25 protein-coding genes and 1 rRNA gene are annotated in these 24,335 nt (G+C 70.5%); 3 read left to right on the plus strand and 23 right to left on the minus strand.

Annotation, left to right across the window (positions count from 1 at the left end; genetic code table 11):
- Positions 1-83: 83 nt before the first annotated feature.
- The 3 genes from F6A08_RS13655 to F6A08_RS13665 all read left to right on the plus strand — a co-directional run bounded on the left by F6A08_RS13655 (position 84) and on the right by F6A08_RS13665 (position 2,524).
- On the plus strand, positions 84-677 hold the full coding sequence (locus F6A08_RS13655; RefSeq protein WP_225855830.1) for a lysoplasmalogenase family protein: 594 nt from the start codon (positions 84-86) through the stop codon (positions 675-677).
- Positions 677-1,048 (plus strand): RNA-binding S4 domain-containing protein, encoded by a 372-nt coding sequence (locus F6A08_RS13660; protein WP_017202898.1) that lies wholly within the window; start codon positions 677-679, stop codon positions 1,046-1,048. Before F6A08_RS13655 ends, F6A08_RS13660 begins: the two co-directional genes overlap by 1 nt.
- 63 nt (positions 1,049-1,111) lie before the next feature.
- A complete protein-coding gene (locus F6A08_RS13665; protein WP_151459702.1) occupies positions 1,112-2,524 on the plus strand; it encodes an HNH endonuclease signature motif containing protein in 1,413 nt (470 codons plus the stop codon).
- A gap of 20 nt (positions 2,525-2,544) precedes the next feature.
- Here the strand turns inward: F6A08_RS13665 and F6A08_RS13670 are convergent, their stop codons facing one another.
- The 23 genes from F6A08_RS13670 to rrf form a co-directional block, all read right to left on the minus strand.
- On the minus strand, positions 2,545-3,450 hold the full coding sequence (locus tag F6A08_RS13670; protein ID WP_026049816.1) for an NUDIX domain-containing protein: 906 nt from the start codon (positions 3,448-3,450) through the stop codon (positions 2,545-2,547).
- 61 nt (positions 3,451-3,511) lie between these two features.
- Positions 3,512-4,984 carry a ribosome biogenesis GTPase Der gene (gene der, locus F6A08_RS13675; RefSeq protein ID WP_225855847.1) on the minus strand — a complete coding sequence of 491 codons (1,473 nt, stop codon included), beginning with the start codon at positions 4,982-4,984 and terminating at the stop codon, positions 3,512-3,514.
- Between the two features lie 40 nt (positions 4,985-5,024).
- Positions 5,025-5,747, minus strand: coding sequence for a (d)CMP kinase (gene cmk / locus F6A08_RS13680; RefSeq protein ID WP_151459703.1), 723 nt, complete (start codon positions 5,745-5,747; stop codon positions 5,025-5,027).
- Positions 5,740-6,879 carry a prephenate dehydrogenase gene (locus F6A08_RS13685; RefSeq protein WP_151459704.1) on the minus strand — a complete coding sequence of 380 codons (1,140 nt, stop codon included), beginning with the start codon at positions 6,877-6,879 and terminating at the stop codon, positions 5,740-5,742. Before F6A08_RS13685 ends, cmk begins: the two co-directional genes overlap by 8 nt.
- The gene (locus tag F6A08_RS13690) at positions 6,876-7,682 is read right to left on the minus strand and encodes a pseudouridine synthase (RefSeq protein WP_017202904.1); all 807 of its coding nucleotides are present in this window, start codon (positions 7,680-7,682) and stop codon (positions 6,876-6,878) included. The genes F6A08_RS13685 and F6A08_RS13690 overlap by 4 nt, the downstream gene beginning before the upstream one ends.
- On the minus strand, positions 7,679-8,287 hold the full coding sequence (scpB, locus tag F6A08_RS13695) for an SMC-Scp complex subunit ScpB (RefSeq protein WP_017202905.1): 609 nt from the start codon (positions 8,285-8,287) through the stop codon (positions 7,679-7,681). Before scpB ends, F6A08_RS13690 begins: the two co-directional genes overlap by 4 nt.
- The gene (locus F6A08_RS13700; RefSeq protein WP_151459705.1) at positions 8,277-9,134 is read right to left on the minus strand and encodes a segregation and condensation protein A; all 858 of its coding nucleotides are present in this window, start codon (positions 9,132-9,134) and stop codon (positions 8,277-8,279) included. The genes scpB and F6A08_RS13700 overlap by 11 nt, the downstream gene beginning before the upstream one ends.
- A complete protein-coding gene (locus F6A08_RS13705; RefSeq protein WP_192576782.1) occupies positions 9,118-9,951 on the minus strand; it encodes a ParA family protein in 834 nt (277 codons plus the stop codon). The genes F6A08_RS13700 and F6A08_RS13705 overlap by 17 nt, the downstream gene beginning before the upstream one ends.
- 108 nt (positions 9,952-10,059) lie before the next feature.
- Positions 10,060-11,343, minus strand: coding sequence for an ABC transporter permease (locus F6A08_RS13710; protein ID WP_151459706.1), 1,284 nt, complete (start codon positions 11,341-11,343; stop codon positions 10,060-10,062).
- The gene (locus F6A08_RS13715; protein WP_124895910.1) at positions 11,343-12,023 is read right to left on the minus strand and encodes an ABC transporter ATP-binding protein; all 681 of its coding nucleotides are present in this window, start codon (positions 12,021-12,023) and stop codon (positions 11,343-11,345) included. Before F6A08_RS13715 ends, F6A08_RS13710 begins: the two co-directional genes overlap by 1 nt.
- Entirely contained in the window at positions 12,020-13,441 is a 1,422-nt protein-coding gene (locus F6A08_RS13720; RefSeq protein ID WP_225855831.1) for an efflux RND transporter periplasmic adaptor subunit, read from the minus strand. Before F6A08_RS13720 ends, F6A08_RS13715 begins: the two co-directional genes overlap by 4 nt.
- A gap of 71 nt (positions 13,442-13,512) precedes the next feature.
- Complete coding sequence (locus F6A08_RS13725) at positions 13,513-14,538, minus strand: hypothetical protein (RefSeq protein WP_151459708.1); 1,026 nt, start codon at positions 14,536-14,538, stop codon at positions 13,513-13,515.
- Between the two features lie 98 nt (positions 14,539-14,636).
- The gene (xerD, locus tag F6A08_RS13730) at positions 14,637-15,539 is read right to left on the minus strand and encodes a site-specific tyrosine recombinase XerD (protein ID WP_151459709.1); all 903 of its coding nucleotides are present in this window, start codon (positions 15,537-15,539) and stop codon (positions 14,637-14,639) included.
- 2 nt (positions 15,540-15,541) lie between these two features.
- Entirely contained in the window at positions 15,542-16,123 is a 582-nt protein-coding gene (locus F6A08_RS13735; RefSeq protein ID WP_017202913.1) for an NUDIX domain-containing protein, read from the minus strand.
- Positions 16,116-17,810: a CTP synthase gene (locus F6A08_RS13740; RefSeq protein WP_017202914.1), complete on the minus strand. Its 1,695-nt coding sequence runs from the start codon at positions 17,808-17,810 to the stop codon at positions 16,116-16,118. Before F6A08_RS13740 ends, F6A08_RS13735 begins: the two co-directional genes overlap by 8 nt.
- 17 nt (positions 17,811-17,827) lie before the next feature.
- Positions 17,828-19,519: a DNA repair protein RecN gene (gene recN / locus F6A08_RS13745; protein ID WP_151459710.1), complete on the minus strand. Its 1,692-nt coding sequence runs from the start codon at positions 19,517-19,519 to the stop codon at positions 17,828-17,830.
- The gene (locus tag F6A08_RS13750) at positions 19,516-20,436 is read right to left on the minus strand and encodes an NAD kinase (protein WP_017202916.1); all 921 of its coding nucleotides are present in this window, start codon (positions 20,434-20,436) and stop codon (positions 19,516-19,518) included. The genes recN and F6A08_RS13750 overlap by 4 nt, the downstream gene beginning before the upstream one ends.
- The gene (locus tag F6A08_RS13755) at positions 20,433-21,230 is read right to left on the minus strand and encodes a TlyA family RNA methyltransferase (RefSeq protein ID WP_151459711.1); all 798 of its coding nucleotides are present in this window, start codon (positions 21,228-21,230) and stop codon (positions 20,433-20,435) included. The genes F6A08_RS13750 and F6A08_RS13755 overlap by 4 nt, the downstream gene beginning before the upstream one ends.
- Positions 21,227-21,403 carry a hypothetical protein gene (locus F6A08_RS13760; RefSeq protein ID WP_017202918.1) on the minus strand — a complete coding sequence of 59 codons (177 nt, stop codon included), beginning with the start codon at positions 21,401-21,403 and terminating at the stop codon, positions 21,227-21,229. The genes F6A08_RS13755 and F6A08_RS13760 overlap by 4 nt, the downstream gene beginning before the upstream one ends.
- Positions 21,404-21,450: 47 nt before the next feature.
- Entirely contained in the window at positions 21,451-22,488 is a 1,038-nt protein-coding gene (locus tag F6A08_RS13765) for an HAD-IIA family hydrolase (RefSeq protein ID WP_151459712.1), read from the minus strand.
- Entirely contained in the window at positions 22,488-23,243 is a 756-nt protein-coding gene (locus tag F6A08_RS13770; RefSeq protein WP_225855848.1) for a hypothetical protein, read from the minus strand. Before F6A08_RS13770 ends, F6A08_RS13765 begins: the two co-directional genes overlap by 1 nt.
- 20 nt (positions 23,244-23,263) lie before the next feature.
- Positions 23,264-24,028, minus strand: a complete 765-nt coding sequence (locus F6A08_RS17685; RefSeq protein WP_192576767.1) for a hypothetical protein — start codon at positions 24,026-24,028, stop codon at positions 23,264-23,266.
- Positions 24,029-24,237: 209 nt separating this feature from the next.
- A 5S ribosomal RNA gene (gene rrf, locus F6A08_RS13780) occupies positions 24,238-24,335 on the minus strand; the annotation flags it as partial.

Here is a 24,335-nt window from a genome sequence, read left to right on the forward strand (position 1 = left end):
GCGACGGTTCCCCGCGCGGCGCCGCATCGACCGGCCTCTTGTGGGCGTTCGCCCCGTTCATCGCCGTATCGATCCTTCACGTCGTGCTGCTCGCAGTCGAGAGTCCCCTCGCGGGACCGACCAAGCTTCTGCTGATGCCGCTGCTCGCGGTTCCCGTCGTGCTGTCCGCGCGAAAGCTCGGCCCGCGCAGCGCCCTGGTCCTGCTGCTGGCGGCCCTGTTGTTCTCGTGGCTCGGCGACGGGGCCGGGGCGTTCTTCCCCACGGCGCCGGAGCTGCCGCTCATGCTGCTGTTCTTCGGCATCGCGCATGTGGCATACATCCTGCTGTTCGCCCGCCACTTGGCGATGCGCCGGATGCCCTGGTGGGTCCTGATCTACGTCGCCTGGTGGGTCGCAATGATCGCGATCCTGGGCCCGCACACCGGCGGCCTACTGATCGCGGTGGCCGTGTACGGACTCGTCTTGGGCGGCACGGCCGCCTTCTCGGCTCGGTGCCATCCTCTCGTTGCGCTCGGTGGAGCGTTCTTTTTGACGAGCGACACGATCCTCGCCTTCCGGCTCTTCCTGCCCGACGCGCTGCCGTCGTGGTCCAGCCCGGCCGTGATGCTGACCTACACGATCGGCCAGGGCCTGATCGTCGCGGGCGCGCTGTTGAGCCTGCGGAAGGCGGGCGCCTGATGGACGCCGTACGCGTCGACAGCTGGCTGTGGGCGATCCGCGTCTACAAGACCCGCTCGGCCGCGACGACCGCATGCCGCGCGGGGCATGTTCGGGTGAACGGCGACAAGGTCAAGGCTGCGCAGCAGGTGCGCGTCGGTGACGAACTGCGCATCCGCATCGCCGGTTTCGATCGGATCCTCATCGTCCGCCAACTGCTCGTCAAGCGTGTGGGCGCACCGCTCGCTGCCCTCGCCTACGAGGATCGGACTCCCGAACGCGAACCGCAGGCCGCCCTCGGGGTGCGCGATCGCGGCGCCGGTCGCCCGACCAAACGGGAGCGTCGCGACATCGACAAGCTGCGCGGCAGGGACGAGCTACCGCCGTACTGATATGCCCGCATACACCGCTGCGCGGACCTCGCTTGATTCGAAGCTTTGTTCTAAAATGGGAGCATGAGCCGCCCCACCGATATCGACCTCGACCTCGAGGAACGACGTCGCGTGCTGGATGCCTGGGTCGACAAGAAGCGACAGATCGCTCGGCTCGAGGCCGAGGCCGCTGAACTGCTCATCGAGCAGATCGCACTCCACGACTCGGAGGTGTCCGCGACTCCGTGCCACCGCGACGCGATCTACCGCTCGATGGTCGCCGAGTTCTCCGCCGCCGGGCACGTCTCGAAGGGGTCGATCGAGTTCGCCTTCGCTGATGCCCGGGCCCTGCTCACGCACCTCCCTGAAGTCCGCTCCGCCTTCGCTGCAGGATCGCTCAGCGCCGCCCATGTCCGCGAGATCGCCAGGGCGAGCGCGCTCGTCGACGAAGCGATCCGCAATCGGAAGGCCGATCCCGCGGTGATGGCTCTGTTCGAAGCCGCGGTCCTCGTCGTCGCGGAGCGCGACACTGCTGCGCGGACTCGCGCGCACGCGCGCCAGGTCGCCGCCGCGCTCACCGGTGAGACACTTCTTGACCGGCATCGGCGAGCGGCCTCCGAGCGGTCCGTGACGGTGAAGCCCCTCGACGACGGCCTCGCTCTGCTCACCGCCGTGCTCCCGGAGTGGGTCGCGAACGCGATCGCTGACAGGCTGAGCCGCCTGACGCGCGAGGTCGTCCGCGCCAGGAAGACGCGGGAGTTCCGCCCCTCCCCGTCCTGGTCAGAGGAGTCCGACACCATCAGCCCGCGCGACATCGACCTCGACGACCCGGCATTCGGCGGCTTCGAGGAGGCCGTGATCGCCAGTGGCGACACGTTCGCGACTGACCCCGAGGTCGAGCACTTCCCCATCGACGAGAGGACGTGGGCGCAGATCCAGGCCGACCTGTTCAGCGACCTCCTCCTGACCGCAGACCCCAGCGCGGCGCACGGAACAGCACTCGATGGCATTCACGCCCGGGTCCAGGTGACCGTCGCCGCTTCCACACTCACCGGCGCAGACGACCGCCCCGCACAGCTCGACGGGCACGGTCCGCTGCACCCCGACGTCGCGCGAGAGCTCGCCGGACGCAACACAGGGTGGAGCCGCCTGTTCCTGGACGCGCAGGGCATGGTCGTCGAGACCGACACCTACACGCCCACCGAGAGCATGCGCCGCTTCCTCCGCGCGCGGGACCAGCACTGCCGCTTCCCCGGGTGCCGCATGCCGGTGCACCGGTGCGACATCGATCACAACCACGACCACGCCCTCGGCGGACGAACCCGGTTGGACAACCTCGGGCACTTCTGTCGAGCGCATCACACGCTCAAGCACCCCGATATCCCGGACCCGCACCGGTGGACCGCCCACCAGGAACGAGACGGCAGCATCACCTGGCACAGTCCGCTCGGGCGCGACTACTCCGACCCGCCGCCTCGGCGCGTGATGTTCGTCTGACCGGGACCCAACCCCGGGATTCAGCCGCGGTTCTCGAGCAGGCCTCGAAGCCACCCGGCCGAACGCACCCTGGCCGCACCCGCACGCGCGACGCGCTCCTGCAGCTCCCGATCGCTGGTCACCGCGACGACGGTCCGGCCGTCGGCGATGCGGCGCTCGACCTCCGCGACGATGGCGTCATCGCCCGCGCCCTCGGCTTCGACGACAGACACGCCACCAGACCCGGCTTCGATACCGCGGGCCTGCCCCTCCACCACGAGCGACACCGCCGGGAACCACACGTCACCGCCGAGTTCGAGCGCACCGGCGGGCACAGCCAGCCCCTCGAGCCGCGACCGCAGACGCGAGGCCGCGCCGGCGCGGTCCTTCCACCATCCATCGGGCACGGAGCCCACGACGTTCGCCGCGTCCACCACGAGAACCGGGCGCTCAGCGAGCTGCTGCCGCAGCACCGGCCACGCCGCCGCGAAACCGGGGTGCAACGGACGACCGTCGACCGCGTCCAGCGGAACCCACTCCAGGGCGACGCTCTCCGGGTCGCTGATCACCGGATCGAAGGGATCGACCACGTCGGCGACGACCGTCGTGTACGACCAGATACCCAGGTCAAGGACGCTCGTGAACAGCGGACGCACGGCACCGTCCGGCACCCCCGCCTCTTCCTGCGCCTCACGGATGGCACCGCCGATCGCGCTCTCGTCCTCGTGCAGCGCCCCGCCAGGCAGGCCCCAGGTGCCACCGAAGTGGCTCCACGACACGCGATGCTGCAGCAGGATGCCGCGGGCGGCGTCATAGGCTAGAAGCCCGGCGGCGCCGAAGCGCCCCCAGTACCGCTCCCCCGTGTCCGCCACGACCCAGGCATCGCCCGGATCACGCGGCCCCTCGGGGCGACGCGGTTCACCGGCGGCGGGAGGAACGACAGTCACGCCCCCAGCCTTTCACAGCATCCGACCCCGGGCATCACCGTGTGTCACGCACGGGAACAGGTCAGCGCTGACGCTTCTCGCGCACGCGCATGTTGATCACGATCGGCGTGCCCTCGAACGAATACAGCTCCCGCAGGCGTCGCTGGATGAAGCGACGGTACCCCGGGTCGAGGAATCCGGTCGTGAACAGCACGAACGTCGGCGGACGCGTCGACGCCTGCGTGCCGAACAGGATGCGCGGCTGCTTGCCGCCGCGCAGCGGGTGCGGGTGCTCGGCCACCAGTTCGGCGAGGAAGGCGTTGAACTTGCCCGTCGGGATGCGACGGTCCCAGTTCTCCAGCGCGGTCTCCAGCGCGGGCACCAGCTTGTCGAGGTGACGACCCGTCTTCGCCGAGATGTTCACGCGCGGAGCCCAGGCGACGTGCGCCAGGTCCTGCTCGATCTCGCGCTCCAGGTAGCGACGACGGTCCGCGTTCTCGAGGTCGTCGTCGTTCAGACGGTCCCACTTGTTGAACGCCAGCACCAGCGCACGGCCCGACTCCAGCACGAGGTCGATGATGCGCACGTCCTGCTCGCTGATCGACTCGGAGACATCGAGCACGACGACCGCGACCTCTGCCTTCTCCAGGGCGGCGGAGGTGCGCAGCGAGGCGTAGAAGTCCGCGCCCTGCGCCATGTGCACGCGGCGACGGATGCCGGCCGTGTCGACCAGACGCCACATCTTCCCGCCGAGCTCGACCACCTCGTCGACCGGGTCTCGGGTGGTGCCGGCCAGATCGTTCACGACGACGCGCTCCTCGCCGGCCGCCTTGTTCAGCAGCGACGACTTGCCCACGTTCGGACGGCCGAGGATCGCGACGCGGCGCGGTCCGCCGATCTCCTGCTTCGCGACGGCCGAGACCTCGGGGAGCTTCTTCAGCACCTCATCGAGCAAGTCAGCGACACCGCGACCGTGGATCGCCGACACCGGGTGCGGCTCCCCGAGACCGAGGTTCCACAGTGCTGCCGCTTCGGGCTCCTGACGCGCGTCGTCGATCTTGTTCGCAACGAGGAACACGGGCTTGCCGCTCTTGCGCAGCAGCTTGACGACGTGCTCGTCGGTCGAGGTGGCGCCCACCATCGCGTCGACGACGAACAGCACCATGTCGGCGAGGTCGATCGCGACCTCGGCCTGCGCGGCCACCGAGCGGTCGATGCCGCGGGCGTCGGGCTCCCACCCGCCGGTGTCGACGAGCGAGAACCGGCGGTCCGCCCACTCGGCCTTGTAGGTCACGCGGTCGCGCGTCACACCCGGGGTGTCCTCCACGACGGCCTCGCGGCGGCCGAGGATGCGGTTCACGAGCGCGGACTTGCCCACGTTCGGGCGTCCGACGATCGCCACCACGGGCAGCGCGGGGCTGTACTGGATGCCGTCCTCGCCGAGCGTGATGCCCGCGAGGAGCTCCGCGTCCTCGTCGTCCAGCTCGTAGTCGGCGAGGCCGGCGCGCAGGGTCTCCGCGCGCTGCTCGGCCAGCTGCTCGTCGAGCTGGTCCATCTTCTCGGCGAGCTGGTCGGGGCCGCCTTCGTATTCGTCGTCAGCCACGGTGTGCTCCTCGGAGTCGTTCGATCACCGTGAGCACGGCGTCGATGGTCTGGGGGAAATCGAGTTCCGTCGAATCGACGACCTCGACGCCTTCTGCGGCGTTCAGGAAGTCGACGACGGCACTGTCTGAGGCGTCGCGCTTGTGCAGCGCCGCGGCGACAGCAGCCGCGTTCTCGCCGGCGAGTTCGCCGGCACGTCGTGCGGCCCGGACTTCGGGGGCCGCGGTGAGCAGGATGCGGACGGGAGCGTCGGGGGCGACCACGGTGGTGATGTCGCGACCTTCGACCACCACGGCCGGGTACGGGGCTTCCGACACCAGTCGGCGGAACAGCTCGTTCACCTGCGCCCGCACCTCGGGCACGCGGGCGACACCGCTGACGGCACCGGAGACACGCGGGTCGCGGATGGCCTCGGTGACCTCCGCCTCCCCCACCCGCACGGTGCGGTCGTCGGGGTCGAGTCCGAGCCGGACCGGGAAGTCCGAGGCCGCGGCGCGTACGGCCTCCGCGTCGTCGGTGTCGGCGCCGCGGTCGAGGACGTGCCACGCGAGCGCGCGGTACGCGGAACCCGTGTCGAGGTAGCCGTATCCGAGGGTGCGGGCGACGGCCTTGGACACGCTGGACTTGCCGGAACCCGCCGGCCCGTCGATCGCGATGAACTTGGTGGCGTCGGTCACGGATGCCTCGCTGGTCGGTGAAGAGGAGAGGTCAGTCATTGGTGTTCCCCGCGATCCGCCAGCCGCGCTCCTGGAGTCCCGTGATCGCGCCGTGCAGCGCGGCGGGGTCGACGCTGATCTCGGCGAGGCCGAACTGCGCACCGGGCGAGTGCTCGAGCCGCAGGTCCTCGACGTTCACGCCGAGCTCGCCGAGCTCGCCGAACAGGCGTCCGAGCTGGCCGGCGGTGTCGTCGACCATGACCACGAGTGTCTCGAAGCGGCGGTTCTGCCCATGCTTGCCGGGCAGTCGTTCCACGCCGTCGTTGCCCTGACGGATCGCCTCGGCGACGATGCGTCGCGCACCGGGGGCCGCCGGCTGCCGCAGGGCGTCGGAGATCTCGCCGAGGTCGGCGGCGAGGGCGTCGAGGATCTCGACGACGGGCCCGGCGTTGGCCCCGAGGATCTGCACCCAGAGTTCCGGGGCGGACGCGGCGATGCGGGTCGTGTCGCGAACGCCCTGACCGGCCAGGCGCAGCGCGCCCTCCTCGGCGCCGGCGAGACGGGCCGCCAGCAGACTGGCCACGACCTGCGGCACGTGGGAGGTCAGCGCGACCGAACGGTCGTGCTCCTCGGGGGTCATCTCGAGCGGCATGGCGCCCACGTCCAGAGCGAGCGCCTCGACCAGGGCGAGGTCGGACGCCGTGGTCTCCTCGTCGCGGCACACGACCCAGGGCCGGCCGATGAACAGGTCGGCGCGCGCCGAGATCGCTCCACCACGCTCCCTCCCGGCGAGAGGATGCGACCCGATGTAGCGGGTGAGATCCACACCGCGGGCCCGCAGCGTGCGGAACGGCTCGAGCTTGACGCTGGCGACGTCGGTCACGACGGCCTCGGGGAAGCCCTCGAGTTCGGCCTGGATCACGTCCGCCGTGACATCCGGCGGCACCGCCACGACGATCAGGGACGGGTGGTCGTCATCCGCGGGGACACGGCCGGCGCCGTAGTCGACCGCGAGGCGCAGCTGCGCAGGCGACGCGTCGGTCAGGACGACGTCGATCCCCTTCGCCCGCAGCGCGTGACCGACGCTGGCTCCCAGGAGGCCGGCGCCGACGATGCGGACGGTGCCGGAGAGCCGGGGCGCGACGAAGCCCGCTCGCCGAGACCCCGCGGGCGCACTCGTCGTCTCGGTCATTCGTTCTCCTGCTCGCCTGGCGCCTCGGCGACACCGGAATCACGGCGCGACAGGGTCAGAAGCGCGCCGAGTTCGATTTTACTCAGTTCCCGCGTCTTCCCGGCCGGGAGGGTTCCCAGGTGGAGCGGGCCGAACTGGCGGCGGACGAGTTCGGTGACCGGGTGGCCGACCGCAGCCATCATCCGCCGCACGATGCGGTTGCGTCCCGAGTGCAGCGTCAGCTCGACGAGGCTCGACCCGCGCGACGTGTCCAGCAGCCGTGCCTTGTCCGCCGCGATGGGGCCGTCTTCCAGCTCGATGCCCTTCGTGAGCTTCGTGATCGTCTGGGGCAGCACGGTGCCCTCGACCTTCGCGATGTACACCTTGGTGACCCCGAACGAGGGGTGGGCCAGCACATGCGCGAGTGCGCCGTCGTTGGTCAGGATCAGCAGGCCGCTGGTCTCGGCGTCCAGGCGTCCGACGTTGTACAGCCGCTCCTCGTAGTCGGCGGTGAAGCGCCGCAGGTCGGGGCGCCCGTTCTCGTCCTTCATGCTGCTGACCACGCCGGTGGGCTTGTTGAGCATGACGTAGCGCTTGGAGACATCCAACTGGATCGCGGTGCCGTCGACGTCGACGAGGTCGTTCTCCGGATCGATCCGCCTGCCGAGCTCGGAGACGACGATGCCGTTGACACGGATGCGACCCTCGACGATGTACTGCTCGACGACGCGGCGAGAGGCCACGCCTGCGGCGGCGAGCACCTTCTGCAGGCGCACACCCTCGGGTGCGGCTCCGGAGTCTGTCGAGGCGTCGAAGCCGGTCATCGGATGGTCCCTTCGTCGAATCCGTCTGCCCCGTCATCGAGCAGCGGGGAGATCGGCGGCAACTCGTCCAGCGAGTTGATCCCGAGGTGCTGCAGCAGCGCATCGGTCGTGCCGTAGTTGATGGCGCCGGTCTCGGAGTCGGCGAACAGCTCGGTGATGAGCCCGCGCGCGAGGAGCGTGCGCACGACGGAGTCCACGTTGACCGCACGGATGGAGGCGACCTGGCTGCGCGTGACCGGCTGCTTGTAGGCGATCACGGCCAGGGTCTCGAGCGCGGCCTGCGACAGACGCGCAGGGGCCTGACCGCCGATGAACGCGGCGACGACGTCGTCGAGGTCTTCGCGCACGTACAGCCGCCAGCCGCCGCCGACCTCGCGCAGCTCGAATCCGCGGCGCGGACCCTTGCCTTCGCCGTCGTAGTCCTCGACGAGCATCTCCAGGGTCTGGCGCACGGCGGGGACCGGAGAGCCGACGGCGGCCGCCAGCGCGACCAGGCCGATCGGCTCGTCCACGATGAACAGGATCGCTTCGATGCGCTCGGCGAGAGGGATCTCCTCGGCGCCGGCCAGGTCGGCGGTGGTCTCGTCGGTCACGTCATCGGTCATAGTCGGCCCCCAGGGTCGCCAGCGTCTCGTCCGACCAGGAGTCGGCTGCCCAGCGGAGCGTCAGCTCGCCGAGCGGTTCCAGTTGTTCGAAAGACAGGGCCGCATGCCGGTACAGCTCCAGCACCGAGATGAACCGCGCCACCACGATCCCCGGCTCGCTCACGCCCGCCACGAGCTCGCGGAAGCTCACCGACTCCGTCGCACGCAACAGGGTCACCACGATCGCCGCCTGCTCCCTGATGCTCACGAGCGGGGCATGCAGGTGGTCCAGCCCGACGTGCGGGATCTCCTTCGGGGCGAAGGCCAGCATCGCGATCGCCGCGAAGTCGTCGGCGGTCAGCGACCACACCAGCTCCGGCGTCTGGCGGCGGTGCTTCTCCTCCAGGCGGACCGCGCGCACGTGCCGCCGGTCCTCGCGCTGCAGGCAGCGGGCGAACCACGCGGAGACCTCCTTGAACGCGCGGTACTGCAGCAGCCGTGCGAACAGCAGATCGCGCGCCTCGAGCAGGGCCACCGCCTCCGCGTCGACCAGTTCGCCCTGCGGCAGGAGCCCGGCGACCTTCATGTCGAGCAACGTCGCCGCGACGACGAGGAACTCCGACGCCTGGTCGAGGTCCTCATCGTCGTCGAGCTCCCCGAGGTACGCGATGAACTCGTTGGTCACCGCGCTCAACGACACCTCGGTGATGTCCATCTCGTGCTTCGAGATCAGATTCAGCAGCAGGTCGAACGGGCCGTCGAAGTTCGACAGCGAGACCCGGAACCCGGCGGCGTCCGGGGTGGCCGCATCGTCCGCGCTCTCCTCGAGCGCTGCGTCGACAGGGCTTTCGTCAGGCGACGGCGCCACGGGCGACCAGCTCCCGCGCCAGCCGCAGGTACGCCTGAGCGGCGGCGTGCTCGGGGGCGAACTCGGTGATCGGCACGCCCGACACGGAGGCGTCCGGGAACTTCACGGTGCGCCCGATCACGGTCTCCAGCACGTCGTCCCCGAAGGCCTCGACGACGCGTTCCAGCACCTCGCGCGAGTGCAGCGTGCGCGGGTCGTACATGGTCGCCAGCAGCCCGTCCATCGTGATCGAGGGGTTGAGACGGTCGCGGACCTTGTCGATGGTCTCAATGAGCAGGGCGACACCGCGCAGGGCGAAGAACTCGCACTCGAGCGGGATGATGACGCCGTGTGCGGCGGTGAGCGCGTTGACGGTGAGGATGCCCAGGGACGGCTGGCAGTCGACGAGGATGACGTCGTACTCCCCCGCCACCTGGCGCAGCACGCGGGCCAGGATCGTCTCGCGGGCGACCTCGTTGACCAGGTGCACCTCCGCAGCCGACAGGTCGATGTTCGCGGGGATGACATCGAGGCCGTCGACGCTGGAGTGCACGATGGCGTCGTGGGCGTCGCGCTTGGTGTCCAGCAGCAGGTCGTAGATCGTCGGAACGTCGTGCGTCGGGATGCCAAGGCCGGCCGACAGCGCCCCCTGCGGGTCGAAGTCGACGGCGAGCACCTTCCGGCCGTACTCCGCCAGTGCAGCCGCCAGGTTGATGGACGTCGTGGTCTTGCCGACGCCGCCCTTCTGGTTGCACAGCGCGATGATGCGGGCAGGCCCGTGGGACTTCAGCGGTTCCGGAATCGGGAACCCGTGGTACGGACGGCCGGTGGGTCCCATGGGGGTCTCGTCGGCCTTCTGCGCCTTCGCCCTGGACTTCGCCACTTTCTCAGCCACCCGTTCTCCCGCTCCGTCGTGCTTGCTCGATTGTAGCGGCCGGGTCCCGGCTCAGCTGCCGCGCAACGCGGCGACGGGCTCGATGCGAGCCGCCCGACGTGCGGGATACCAGCCGGATGCCCACCCGACCAGTGCCCCCAGGAGGACGCCGGCGATCGCCACCAGCGGGTCCGTCACGGGCGACCAGCCCTGGAGCGCCGCCACGACGATGACGGCCGCGACGCCGAGTGCCGATCCGATGATCCCCCCGATGAAGCCGATGACGACGGACTCCACCATGAACTGCGCTGCGATCTGGCGTCGCGTGGCCCCGAGCGCGCGTCGAAGGCCGATCTCCCCGATGCGCTCCATCACCGACAGCAGTGTCACGTTCGCGATGCCGAGACCCCCGGCGAGCAGGGCGATCACTCCCAGGATGAGGAACACCACGTTCACGTCCGCCTGCACGTCTCGGCTGAGGTCGGAGGACGACGCGGGCGACCGGGCCTCCAGGGAGTCCGGGTCGTCGGGTTGGAGGGCGATCACCGCCTGCTCGGCGACCTGCGGTCCCGCGCCGAGGGCGATGCGGATCGCCAGCTCGCTCGGCGCAGCGAGTCGGAAGTCGGATCGGGCGGCCCCGAGGGGGATGATGACCCCGTCCACGAGCTCCGAGCGACGCCCCATGCCCTCGACGATGCCGATCACCGAGTACGGCACTCCCGCGATGAAGATCGACGGCTGCGAGTCGACGCGATTGATCCCCATCCGCTCGGCGGCTCGCCGCCCCAGCACCGCCACCCTGTCGCCGCGCTCATCGTGCCCCTGGTCGAAGAAGCGGCCGGTCACGACCTCGCCTTCGACGGCCTCCGGAAGCTCCGGGGTGGTCGCGAACAGCTTCGGCGGTGCCACGAGCGGCGCCGAAGGATCGTTCACCGGCACCGCCGTGATCGTCTCCCCCTCCGCCAGTTCGACCTCGCCGAGGAGAGCGGCGCTCTCCACGCCGGCCAGCAGCCGCACGCGATCCGGGGAGTCCCATGGCAGGCGCCCGGCCGCGACCGTGGTGCTCGCCTTGCCGGACTTCGCCTCGGCCGGGGTGACCTGGACCTGCGTCGCCGCGACGCCGTCGAACTGCCGCGCGATCTGCCCGGCGGCGGTCTGCGCGAAGCCGAGCGTCGCGACGAGCGACGCGATGCCGAGGACCGTCCCGAGGATCGTCATCACGAGTCGGGCGGGGCGGGCGCCGATGTCCGCCGTCGCCTCGGCGACGAGGTCCTGGGCCGTGAATCGGTCGGCGTGCTTCACTGCGGGCGTCAGCGTCGACACCGAGTTCTCGGTCTCCGCGGTGCGCTGGCGCATCACAGCTCCGTCAACCGGCCGTCGGCGATGCGGATGGACCGCCCCGCTCGCCGCGCCACACCGTCGTCGTGCGTGATGACGACGAGCGTGAGGCCATCGGCGTTGAGGGCTTCGAACAGGTCCATGACCTCACCGGAGGTGCGCTGATCGAGGTTGCCAGTCGGCTCGTCCGCGAGCAGCAGCTGCGGACCGCTGACGACCGCCCGCGCGACGGCGACCCGCTGCCGCTCACCGCCCGAGAGCGCGTTCGGGGAGAAGTCGATGCGGTGGCCGAGACCGACGCGCATCAGCGCATCCCTGGCTCGCCGCTCGCGCTCCTGCCGCGGGACACCGCTGTACAGCATGGGCAGCAGGACGTTGTCGAGCACGCTGCGCCGGGGCAGCAGGTGGAAGGACTGGAAGACGAATCCGATGAACCGCGCCCTGACCGCCGCCCGCTCGTCCTCGGAGAGGTCACCGGTGAGCACTCCGGCGAGCCGGTACTCCCCCACGCTCGGGCGGTCGAGCAGCCCCAGGAGGTTGAGCATGGTCGACTTCCCGGAGCCGCTGGGCCCGACGATCGAGAGGTAGTCCCCCGCCCGCACGCTCAGCGTCGCCGACTTGAGCGCCTGCACCTCCGGCGGTCCGGGGAACGACCGCGTGACATCGCGGAGTTCGACGAGGGGTGCCGAGAGCGTCACCGCCCCACCACCACCAGATCATCCTCTGCGAGCTTCCCCTCGACGGGTGTCACCTCGACAGCGCCCTTCGCGGCGAGTCCCGGCTCGACGACCACGAGGCGCGTCTTCGCCTCGTCGCCCTCGCGCGGATCGGACTCGACCACCTCCACCCGCGACTCCCCGCCCGGCCCCGCGGTGAGCGCAGCGAGCGGGACGGAGAGGACCTCGCCGTCCGTGGCGCCGACCGCGAGCGTGACGCGGACGTTCTCGCCCTGCAGCTGCGAGATCTGCTCGGGTGTCAGCGGATCCGGATCGAGAAGCACCTCCCACCGGGACGCGCTGTCCTTTCCGGCCTCGAGCTTCGAGATCACCGCGCGATGCGGTTCTCCGTCCGGCAGCGCGAACGTCCCCTCCGCTCCGACCTTCAGCAGAGCGGCGTCCGCCTCGGCTGCGGCCCCGGTCAGACGCACGGTCGCCCCGGACACCGTCATGGCCGCTCCGGACAGCACCGATCCGCGCTCGACGTCGACCGCATCCACGCGACGCGGGAGCTCCGTCAGGTAGAGCACCTCGCTCGCGGGCAGATACGGAAGCGCCTTCTGACGCGCTTCCTCGAGTGCCTGATCGGCCGAGGCCACCTGCGCCCGTGCGGACTCGAGCGCCGCCCGCTGCGCGCCCGTGTCCTTCGCGGCATGAAGCTGCTCGCGTTCCAACTGCGCGGTCTGCAGGTCCCACTGCGCCTGCTGCACATCCTCGCCGGCAGCCTGCGCGTTCGCCACCGCCTGCTGTGCTGCCGCCACCTTGACGTCCGCCTGCCACGTCTCCACGGCACTGGGACCGGCTCCCGCCTCGTTCAGCGCCTGCTGTGCCTCCGCAACGCCGGCCTGCGCCGCGCGGACGCCCTCCTCCGCCGTGCGCACGCCCTCGACCGCACCGTCCTCGGGAGGCGGAACCGGGTACCCCGCCTGCGCGTACAGCTCGCCGACCGCCGCCGCCGTCGCCCCGTCGAACACATTCGACTCCACGTCGCCCACGCCGATCCCCACGCTCGTGAGGGCCTGCTTGAGCTGGAGCACGTCGGGTCCCGAGACCCCGTAGCGGAGCGTGCGGTACGACGGAAGACCGCCGGGCAGCACGATGACCGGACGTCCGACGACTTCCAGCGCGATCGAGAGCGGGGTGAGCGTCGCTCCGACCTCGGGGACCTGACCGGTCACGACCGCGGCGCCGGTGATCGCCGAGGTGTCGAGCTTCACTTCGACGGCATCCGCGTATCCGACGTCCGCGCGCAGCGTCACGTCGTTGCTGAGCGGACCGAACTCGACCGGGGCGGTAACGAGTCCCGGTTCCGGGGCATCGGCGCTCGAGGCGTCCGGCGTCAGCAGCAGCCGGCCGACGAGCAGACCAGCGACGAGGCTCGCCACGGCGACGAGTGCCACGATCCAGAGCGTGCGATTCCGACGGAGGACTCGTCGCCATCCCCCGACACCGGACGCATCTTCCCCGCCCATCACTTGCTCTGCTCGGCGGCGGCCTTGAACGCGTCGAGCTCGGCCTTGTTCTCGGCGATGAACTTCTCCTCGAGGGCGAACTGGATCCGCAGCGACCTCGTGGCGAAGGACGTCTTCTCCCGGCACTCGAGATCCACCAGCGCCAGTTCGATCTCCCGCTCCCCCAGTGCCTTCATCTCCGGGCTGTCGTTGGGGTCCTGGATGTCCGCGGCCGGGCCGTCATCCGACTCGCCGTCGCCCGACTCGCCGTCGCCACCGGACGCCGCCTCGTAGATCTTCTCCTGCGCAGCGATGATCGACTGCCCCGCGTCCCCTTGGGCTGCGAACCCCGGTTCGCCGTGGTCGGCCATGCACGTCGCCCACTCGGCGTTCAGGTCGGCGAGCTCGGGTCCTTCCTGCGCCTCGGTCGACAGCTTCTGCAGCTTCTCCCAGAGCGCGGTGAACTCCTCGCTCTGGGCAGGGTCGTCGCCCGAGACCTCGTGCTGAGCCCAGCCCTGACATCCCGCATCCTCCCAGCGGTACTCGTACGTGCCGTCCTCGAGTTCCTCGTCCGTGGGAGAGACGCCGTAGAGCGTCTCGTAGTACGCGGTCTGCTCGGATGCGGAGAGGCTCGAGACGTATGCCGCATTCGGATCGACGGTCTCCTCGGCCGGTTCCTCCACGGCCGCTTCCGCACCCGGACTGCTGACGTAGCCGTAGCCGTACTTCTCGACCCACTCCCGCTTGTCCGGTTCCCACTCGTCACCGGTGGAGATGTCGAGGCTGACATCTTGCGCCGGCGCGTATTCGAATCCCTCCTCTGCCATGCACTCCGCCATGAGGGCTTCGGACTTCGCCTGCTGCTCGGCGAACTTCTTCTGCTGCTCCTCCGGCGACAGATCACCGCCCCATGCTGCGGACAGATACTCGCTCAGTGGCGAGTCCTCCGGGGTGAGCTCGCCACCGGATGATGCTCCGGCGCACCCGGCGAGGGCAAGGATGGTGGCGGAGGCGGCGAGGGCCGCGAAAGGGACGGAGGAACGCATGGAGGACTCCTTGATGGCTGACGATGACCCGCGCGCATCCAGAGTAAAATGTCACATGCCACTTCCGCCATCCTCCGAGCGGATGATGTTCCGGTGAACTACCGTGCGCGGGGGTGCGATGTCGCGTAGATGTCGCGCAGAGCGTCGACCGAGACGTGCGTGTAGATCTGGGTCGTCGCGACCGAGGAGTGGCCCAGCAGCTCCTGCACCACACGGACGTCCGCGCCACCCTGCAGCAGGTGGGTCGCGAAGGAATGACGGAGGGTGTGCGGCGACACGGCCGCCGTGATCTGCGCGCGCTCCGCAGCCTCGCGGATCACGAGCCAGGCGCTCTGCCGGGAGAGCGGGGCCCCGCGGGCACCGAGGAACAGCCGTGCCGATGCCCGTCCCGTCGCCGCGAGTCCCGGACGGACCCGGGTGAGGTACGCGTCGACCGCCGCACGCGCATACGAGCCGACGGGCACGATCCGCTCCTTCGAGCCCTTCCCCCGCAGTCGCAGCACGTCCCCGTGCGAGAGGTCGTCGACGTCGAGGCCGATGGCCTCGGAGACGCGGGCACCGGTCGCGTAGAGCAGCTCCAGCAGCGCGCGGTCCCGGATGCCGAGCGGCTCCTCCGCGGACGGGGCCGCGAGCAGCCGCTCGACCTGGTCGATGGTGAGCGCCTTCGGCAGCCGTCGTGGCGCCTTGGGGGGACGGAGCCGTCCGCTCGGGTCGTCGGCCTCGATCCCCTCCCGTGCGAGGAAGCGGTGCCAGCCGCGCACGGACGACTGCAGTCGCGCCAGGCTCGTCGAAGCGGGCGGGGGCTCGGCGGAGGCTCGCTCGGCGACGAAGCGGTCGATCACCGCGGGGGTCACCTCGGCGGTGTCCGCGATCCCCTCGGCGTCGAGCCACGCCCGGTAGCCCTCGAGATCGCGCCGGTACGCCGCGATGGTGTGCGCGCTCAGACCGCGCTCGACCGTGACGTGACGCAGGTACGCGTCGAGGGCACGCTCGAGCTGCATCGTCAGCTCCGGTCGCGGAGCCTCTGCGCCGTCGCCAGGACGCCGATGGAGAGCACGCCGTTCTGCATACGACCGTCGAGCACCGCCGCGACCGCATCCGCCAACGGCACCCACTCCACGCGGATGTCGGCTTCCTCGTCCTCGCGGTGATGCGCGGCGGTGGCCGGTTCCACGCCCGTGGCGAGGAAGATCCGGATCAGCTCGTCGTTCCCGCCCGGGGTGGTCCAGGAAGCGACCAGCGGCTCCCAGTGCGCGGCGACCAGGTCGGCCTCCTCCGCGAGCTCCCGCTGTGCGGCGACCAGGGGCTCTTCGCCCTCGATGTCGAGCAGGCCGGCGGGCAGCTCCCAATCGCGGTGGCGGATGGGGTGCCGGTACTGCTGGATGAGCAGCACCCGCTCCTGGTCGTCGAGGGCGACGATCGCGACCGCTCCGGTGTGCGCGACGTATTCGCGGACGATCTCGCCGTCGCCGTAGCGCACCCGGTCGGAGCGCACGTCCCAGACGTACCCCTTGTAGACGAGGTCGCTCTGCAGGACCTCCGGCTCGAACGGCTCGTCCCGGAGATCCTCGACCGACTCAGTCATCGGCGCTGACGTCGAACAGCTCGCTCGCCCGGTGCCGCTCGATCGCCGCGCCGACGAGCCCGCGGAACAGCGGGTGCGGGTCGGTCGGACGCGAGCGCAGCTCGGGGTGCGCCTGCGTGGCGATGTAGTACGGGTGCACGTCGCGCGGCAGCTCCACGTACTCGACGAGGTCCAGCTCGGGGTTGAGGCCGGAGAACACCAGGCCGGCCTCCGACAGACGGTCGCGGTAGGCGTTGTTGACCTCGTAGCGGTGGCGGTGACGCTCGGAGGCCTCGGGGGTGCCGTAGAGCTCGCGTGCCAGCGATCCTTCCGCGAGGGCCGCCTGGTACAGGCCGAGGCGCATCGTGCCGCCGAGGTCGCCGCCGTCGAGGATGTCGACCTGCTCGGCCATCGTCGCGATCACGGGCTCCGGGGTGGCCGGGTCGAACTCGCTGGACGAAGCACCCTCGATACCGGCGACATCGCGCGCGTACTCGATGACCATGCACTGCAGCCCGAGGCACAGGCCGAGCGTCGGGATGCCCTGCTCGCGCGCGAACTTCAGCGCGCCCAGCTTGCCCTCGATGCCGCGGATGCCGAACCCGCCGGGGACGCAGATCCCGTCGAGCTCCGCCAGGTTCTCCCGTGCCCCCTCCGGGGTCTCGCACAGGTCGGACGGGATCCAGCGGATGTTGACCTTGGTCTCCTGCGCGAAGCCGCCGGCCTTCAGGGCCTCGGTGACCGACAGGTAGGCGTCCGGCAGGTCGATGTACTTGCCGACCAGGCCGATGGTCACCTCGTGCTTGGGGTTGTGCACGGCGTGCAGCACCTTGTTCCAGCGGGTCCAGTCGACGTCGGCGGCCTTCTGGTCGAGTCCGAGGCGACGCACGATGTAGGAGTCCAGGCCCTGCTCGTTGAGCGTCGACGGGATGTCGTAGATGCTCGGCAGGTCGACCGTGTTGATGACGCCCTCGACGTCGACGTCGCACATCAGCGCGATCTTGTTGCGGTTGCTCGCGCTCACCGGGCGGTCGCTGCGCAGCACCAGGGCGTCCGGCTGGATGCCGACCTGGCGCAGCGCGGCCACGGAGTGCTGCGTGGGCTTGGTCTTCTGCTCCCCCGAAGCCCCCATGAACGGCACGAGCGAGACGTGCACGAAGAACACGCTGTCGCGGCCGAGCTCGTGCCGCAGCTGACGGGCGGACTCGAGGAACGGCTGCGACTCGATATCGCCGACCGTGCCGCCGACCTCGGTGATGATGACGTCGGGACGCGGGTCCTCGGTCGCCTGGAGGCGCATACGGCGCTTGATCTCGTCGGTGATGTGCGGGATGACCTGCACGGTGTCGCCGAGGTACTCCCCGCGGCGCTCGCGCGCGATCACCTGCGAGTAGATCTGACCGGTGGTGACGTTGGCCGCCTCGGACAGGTTGATGTCGAGGAAGCGCTCGTAGTGTCCGATGTCCAGGTCGGTCTCGGCACCGTCATCCGTGACGAAGACCTCACCGTGCTGGAACGGGTTCATCGTGCCGGGGTCGACGTTCAGATAAGGGTCGAGTTTCTGCATCACGACCCGCAGGCCGCGGGCGGTGAGGAGGTTGCCGAGGCTGGCAGCCGTGAGGCCCTTACCCAAAGACGAAACGACACCACCAGTCACGAAGATGTGCTTGGTCGTGTCGTTCTTGGGTCCCGCAGAAGAAGAGTTCATCACGGGCTTCGATCCTATCAGGCGGAGGGGACACGGAGGCTGAGAAGTTCACGCGCATGGGTCAGCGCGGCATCCGAATCGGCGAGTCCGGACAGCAGGCGCGCCATCTCGGCCTCCCGCTCCTCCCCCTCCAGACGGCGCACACTGGACGCGGTGACCGCGCCGTCATTGGACTTCACGACGGAGAGGTGGTTTCCGGCGAACGCGGCGACCTGGGCGAGATGGGTCACCGCGATTACTTGAGACTTCTCGGCGAGTCGGGCGAGTCGCCGCCCCACCTCGATGGCCGCCGCACCGCCGATGCCGGCGTCGACCTCGTCGAAGACGAACGTGGGAACCGGGTCGGTCGCGGCGATCACGACCTCGATCGCCAGCATCACCCGGGACAGTTCGCCGCCGGAGGCGCCCTTCGCGACGGAGCGGGGTTCCGCACCCGGATGCGGAGCGAGCAGGATGGCCACGTCGTCGCGGCCGTGCGCGCTCTCGACGCCCTCGGAGACCGAGACCTCGAGTCGCGCATCGGGCATGGCGAGGGCATGCAGCTCCTCGGTGACCGCCGCGCCCAGGCGTGCAGCGGCGTCCGTGCGCGCGGCCGTCAGGGCGGCGGCGTCCGCGTCCACCTCGGCCCGCGCGGCATCGCGCTCGGCGATCAGCCGCTCGATGCGGTCGCCGTCGTCGTCGAGCTCGGCGAGGCGCGTCGAACCCGTCTGCCACAGCGTGAGCGCCTCCTCCAGCGAGCCGTGCGCACGGATGAGGGTACTCAGCGCGGCGCGGCGCTCCTCGACGGCGGCCAGCTCATGCGGACCCGACTCGTCCAGGTCGGCGAGGTAGGCCGAGAGCTGACCGGCGATGTCTGCGATCCGATAGCCGATGTCGGCGAGGCTCTCGCCGATCTCGGTGAGCTTCGCGTCGGACGCCCGCTCCAGCACGCGCCGCGCCTCCGCGATGAGGGCGGAGGCGTCGGGATCGCCCTCCTCGTTCGAGAGCGCACCGTGGGCGAGGGAGGCCGCGAGGCGCAGCTCCTCCGCGTTCGCGAGGCGCTCGGCTCGCGCCGTCAGCTCCTCGTCTTCACCCGGTTCCGGCGCGGTCGCCTCGATCAGTGCCAGGTCCTCCCGCAGTCGGGCGGCCTCCTCGGCGCGACGGTCGCGGTTTTCGGTGATCTCGGCGATCTCCGCGTCGAGAGCACGCCACCGCGCGAAGGATCCGGCGTACTTCCGCAGGGCCGCGGCGATCGGCTCGCCGCCGAACCGGTCGAGCGCATCGCGTTGCGCGGCGGCCGAGCGCAGCCGCAGCTGCTCGGACTGGCCGTGGACCACGACGAGTTCTTCCGCGAGGGCGGACAGCACACCCGCAGGCGCCGCACGTCCGCCGACGCTCGCACGACTGCGCCCTTCCGCGCTCAGCGTGCGCGACACGTAGAGTTCGGCGCTGCCGGCACCGGCGGGCTCCAGCTCGCCACCCGCGTCCGCGACGATCTCCGCGACATCGCCGCTCTCGGGGACGATCCACACCCCGGCGACCGAGGCCTGAGCGGCGCCCGCGCGCACGGCGCCGGAGTCCGCACGCTGACCGAGCAGCAGCCCGAGCCCGGTGACGACCATGGTCTTGCCCGCGCCCGTCTCACCGGTGATCGCGGTGAACCCGGGGCCGAGGGGCAGGACGGCGTCGGCGATGACGCCGAGGCCCTGCATCCGCATCTCCTCGATCATGACGACTTCCCCGGTTCCTGCCCGCGCCAGCCCTCGACCGGGAGCTGGAACTTGCGCACGAGGCGGTTCGTGAAGGCGGTCGGGTGCAGCCGCGCGAGGCGCACCGGTCGCGAGGAGCGGCGCACCACGACCCGCGCACCGGGCGGCAGGTCGTGCGAGCGGCGACCGTCGCACCAGAGGATGCCGGAGCCGTCGGTGCGCTCGAGCATCTCGATCGCGACCGCGGCGTCGGGGCTGACGACGAGCGGCTTGGCGAACAGGGCGTGCGCCGACAGCGGCACCACCGCGATCGCTTCCACGCTCGGCCAGATCACCGGTCCCCCGGCGGAGAAGTTGTAGGCCGTGGAGCCGGTCGGCGTCGAGATGACCATCCCGTCGCAGCCGAAGCTGGACAGCGGGCGGCCGTCGATCTCGAGGACGACCTCGATCATGCGTTCGCGGCTCGCCTTCTCGACCGTCGCCTCGTTCAGCGCCCAGGTCTCGAAGACGACCGCGCCGGCGGCGTCCTTCACGCGCACGGAGAGCGCGAGTCGCTCCTCGACCTCGTAGTCCCGGGCGATCACGCGGCGGACGGCGTCATCCATGTCGTCGCGATCGATCTCCGCGAGGAATCCGACGTGCCCCATGTTGATGCCGAGCACGGGTGCCCCGCCGTCGCGGACCAGCTCGGCGGCGCGCAGGATGGTGCCGTCCCCGCCCAGCACGATCGCCAGTTCCAGGTCGGCGGGATCGGCGGAGACGTCGAGCACGTCGGCGTCGGCGAAGAACGGGTCGACGGCCACGAGTGCCTGATGGTCCTCCGCGGCCAGGACGGGCCGTGCACCGGCACCGCGCAGGGCGTCGATCACCCGTCGGGCGGCCTCCACCGTGTCCACGCGCCCGGCGTGGGCGACGACCAGGATGCTGCGCTCGTTCATCGTCCTCCTGCCAGTCGATTGATGCTGTCCAGCCATTCTGTCGGATTGCTCCCGCGCCCAGGCGCGAGGTGCACCAGATACTCCGCGTTGCCGTGCGTGCCGAGGATCGGGGAGGGAAGGATCCCCAGCATCCCGAGCCCGGCGTCCCACGCGCTCCACACGCTGCGGGCGACCGCGTCGGCGCGTGTGGCGGGGTCGGTGACGAGACCGCCGCGCACGGCCGTTCGGCCGACCTCGAACTGCGGCTTCACGAGCAGGATCACATCGGATTCCGGCGCGCGCACACCCGCGACGGCCGGCAGCACGAGCTCGAGGGAGATGAAGGAGAGATCGCCGACGACGACATCGGGCGCTGCGGCCTCGCCCGTGGCCGCGGCGAGGTTCTCGGGGGTCATGTGGCGGACGTTGTAGCCCTCGACCGCGATGACTCCGGGATCCGCGGCGATCGCGGGAGCGAGCTGGCCGTGGCCGACGTCGACGGCGAGGACCTTCCGCGCGCCGCGCTCGCGCAGAACCTGCGTGAAACCGCCCGTCGACGCGCCCATGTCCAGGGCGAGCCTGCCCTCGACCGAGACGCCGAACCCGTCGAGACCCGCGATGAGCTTGTGTGCAGCGCGACCGACGTAGTGGTCGGCGCCCGCGATGGTGATGTCGGCAGCATCGTCCACGGACGTCGATGCCTTGACCACGGGGCGACCGTCGACGCTCACGAGCCCTTCAGCGATCAGGGTGGCCGCATGCGTGCGCGAACGGGCGAGTCCTCGGGCGGCGAGGGCAGCGTCGAGTCGCGTCATCGGGATCCCGGAGTCTCCCGCTGGTCGAGCTTCGCACCGCTCTCGAGGCGGCGGGAGAGCTCGTCGTGCAAGGCGGAATACGCCTCGGCGCGTGCCGTCAGAGGCTGCCCCTCGATCAGACGCAGACGACTCCACAAGCCGTCGGTCGGCGCACTGGTCGTCTCTTCGCTCACGTCTCTACTGTACGCGGACCCTCCGACGGGAGGCGGAGCCACGCGCCTCAGGGACGGTGGAAGGGATCGTCGTAGAGGCGCTCGGGGACGCGCAGCACGAACACCGGAGTGCCGGAGGCCCAGATGGCCGCGGCACCCGCGCGCAGCAGGTCGATCTGCGCACCCGAGTCGGACACGATCTCCACGTCCGCGCCCGAGACCCGCACCGCGGCGCCGTTGACGTGGAAGACGCCGTCCTGCTCCACGACCTCGGGGTAGGGCGCGTGCAGCTCGCGGAGATCCCCGAGGACGAACGTCGGACGCGACCCCTCGGGCGCCGCGAGGACATGCTTGGGGCGATCGATGCCGGTGAGCACGAGCACGGAGTCGATGCCGACCCGGTTCGCACCCATGATGTCGGTGTCGAGACGGTCGCCGATGAAGAGCGCCTTCCGAGCGCCGAAGCGGGCCAGCGCCTCTTCGAAGATCGGCTTCTCCGGTTTTCCTGCGACGGTCGCCAACCGGCCGACCGCGGTGTGCACGGCCGACACGAGAGTGCCGTTGCCCGGGGCGACGCCGCGCTCCCGCGGAATCGTCCAATCGGTGTTCGTGGCGATCCAGGGGATGCCACCCTCGTCCTCGGGTACCTTGAGCGCGAAGGCCGCTTCGGCCAGATCCGTCCAGGCCACCTCGGGAGCGAACCCCTGCACGACTGCGCTCGGTGCGTCGTCAGCACTGCGGGTCACCGTGTACCCGGCCTTCTGCACCTCGTCGACGAGCCCGTCGCCGCCGATCACGAGGATCGTCGCGGGGGCCGGGATGATCTCCGCCATCAGCCGCATGGCCGCCTGCGGGCTGGTGACCACATCAGAGGGCTCGACGCGCAGGCCGAGGCTGCTCAGGTGCTCGGCGACCGAGGCATCGGTGCGCGAGGCGTTGTTCGTGATGTAGCCGAGCCGCACGGACTCCGCCGCCAGATTGAGGCTGTCCACGGCGAACGGCAGGGCGCCCGGACCGGCATAGACCACGCCGTCGAGGTCGGCGAGGACGGTGTCCACCCCGTCCAGGGGCGTGCGCAGCGGACGCTTCCGCGAGAACAGTGCCACTACGCCTCCGGCTCCGACTCGTCGGACTCGTCCTCACCGAGGAGCTCGCGCACCTCATCCTCGACAGTCGGCTCCGTCACGGTGGACTCGGGTTCAGCCTCGACCGCGGGCGCGGACTCGTCCGCGGGTTCGGTCCCGTCCGCGGGTTCGGTCCCGTCCGCGAAGTCGTCCTCGCCCTCGATGAGGCTGTCCTCGATGAAGATCTCCTCGTCGCCGGCCTCATCGACGCCCAGAGCCTGGGCCGCGACCTCGGCACGGTGCGACCAGAACTCCGCCTCGTCGTCGCGTCCGAGATCCTCGAGCACGGCCGCACGCGCTGCGAACAGGGCGGGGCTCCACTCGAACGCGCGATCGGGATCGAGCTCCGGGATCTCGAGTTCACCGAGCGCGAGCTCGAGATCACCCTGGTCCAGTCGCGCGCCGGACATGGCGATCGCGAGGGCGACGCGGACCGGCGTCTCGAGCGCGGAGCGATCCACGGCACGGCCCGTCTCGAGCGCACGATCGGGACGACCGATCCCGCGCTCGCTGTCGACCATCAGCGCGATCTGGTCGTCCTTGCCCGAGATGCGACGGTAGGTGCGGAGCTCTCGGAGCGCGAGAGCGAAGTCGCCCGTCGCGTAGGCCGTGATCCCGAGAGTCTCGCGGACGATGGCGATGCGGCCGGCCCGTCGAGAAGCCGCCAGCGCATGCTCGTGCGCGAGTGCTGGATCCTCATCGATGAGCCGCGACGCCATGGCCAGGTGACGCGCCACGTGCTCCGCGTTCTCCTTGCTCAGCGTCTTGAGCTCGTTGCGGGCGGCGCCGTTGAGGTCGCGCGCCGTGACGTCATCGGGGATGTGCGGCTCATCGAACCGGGGACGCTCGTTGGCCGCCTGCGCCGGACGCTCACGACCCGCTCCCCCGCGCTGCGGGAACGAACGGCCCCGATCGCCGGCTTCGCGACGCGGGGCATTACCATCGCGGTTGTACCCGCCCTCACGGCGAGGAGCACCACCGTCACGGCTGTACCCACCCTCGCGACGAGGAGCGCCACCATCACGGCGAGGGGCACCACCATCACGGCGAGGAGCACCACCATCACGGCGAGGAGCGCCGCCATCACGGCGAGGAGCACCACCATCACGGCTGAACCCACCCTCACGACGAGGAGCGCCACCGTCACGGCTGTACCCACCCTCACGACGCGGGCCGCCACCGTCACGGTTGTACCCACCCTCGCGACGCGGCGCACCACCATCACGGCTGTACCCGCCCTCGCGACGCGGGCCGCCACCGTCACGGTTGTACCCACCCTCGCGACGCGGGCCGCCACCGTCACGGTTGTACCCACCCTCACGACGCGGGCCGCCACCATCACGGTTGTACCCGCCGCCTTCGCGACGCGGGCCGCCGCCATCACGGCGAGGAGCGCCACCGTCGCGGTTGTAACCGCCCTCGCGGCGCGGAGCACCACCGTCGCGGTTGTACCCACCTTCGCGACGCGGGGCGCCACCGTCACGGCTGTAACCACCCTCGCGACGCGGCGCGCCACCATCACGGCTGTAGCCGCCGGCGCCGTCACGGCGCGGGCGGTCGTTGTCGCGGCTGCGATCGGAGCGTGCTCCGGAAGGGCGTTCTCCGCGCGATCCCTTGTCGTCGTTGCGACGCGGACGGCGCTGTTCCTCTTCCGGCATGATGCTCCCTGTTCTCTTCGTCTCAAACGCAAAATGGCCACCCAACGATGGGTGGCCATTTTGTTTAAAAGGAGTCCGGCGGTGTCCTACTCTCCCACAGGGTCCCCCCTGCAGTACCATCGGCGCTGTGAGGCTTAGCTTCCGGGTTCGGAATGTAACCGGGCGTTTCCC

It is taken from the genome of Microbacterium algeriense (genome assembly GCF_008868005.1).
Lineage (GTDB): Bacteria > Actinomycetota > Actinomycetes > Actinomycetales > Microbacteriaceae > Microbacterium > Microbacterium algeriense.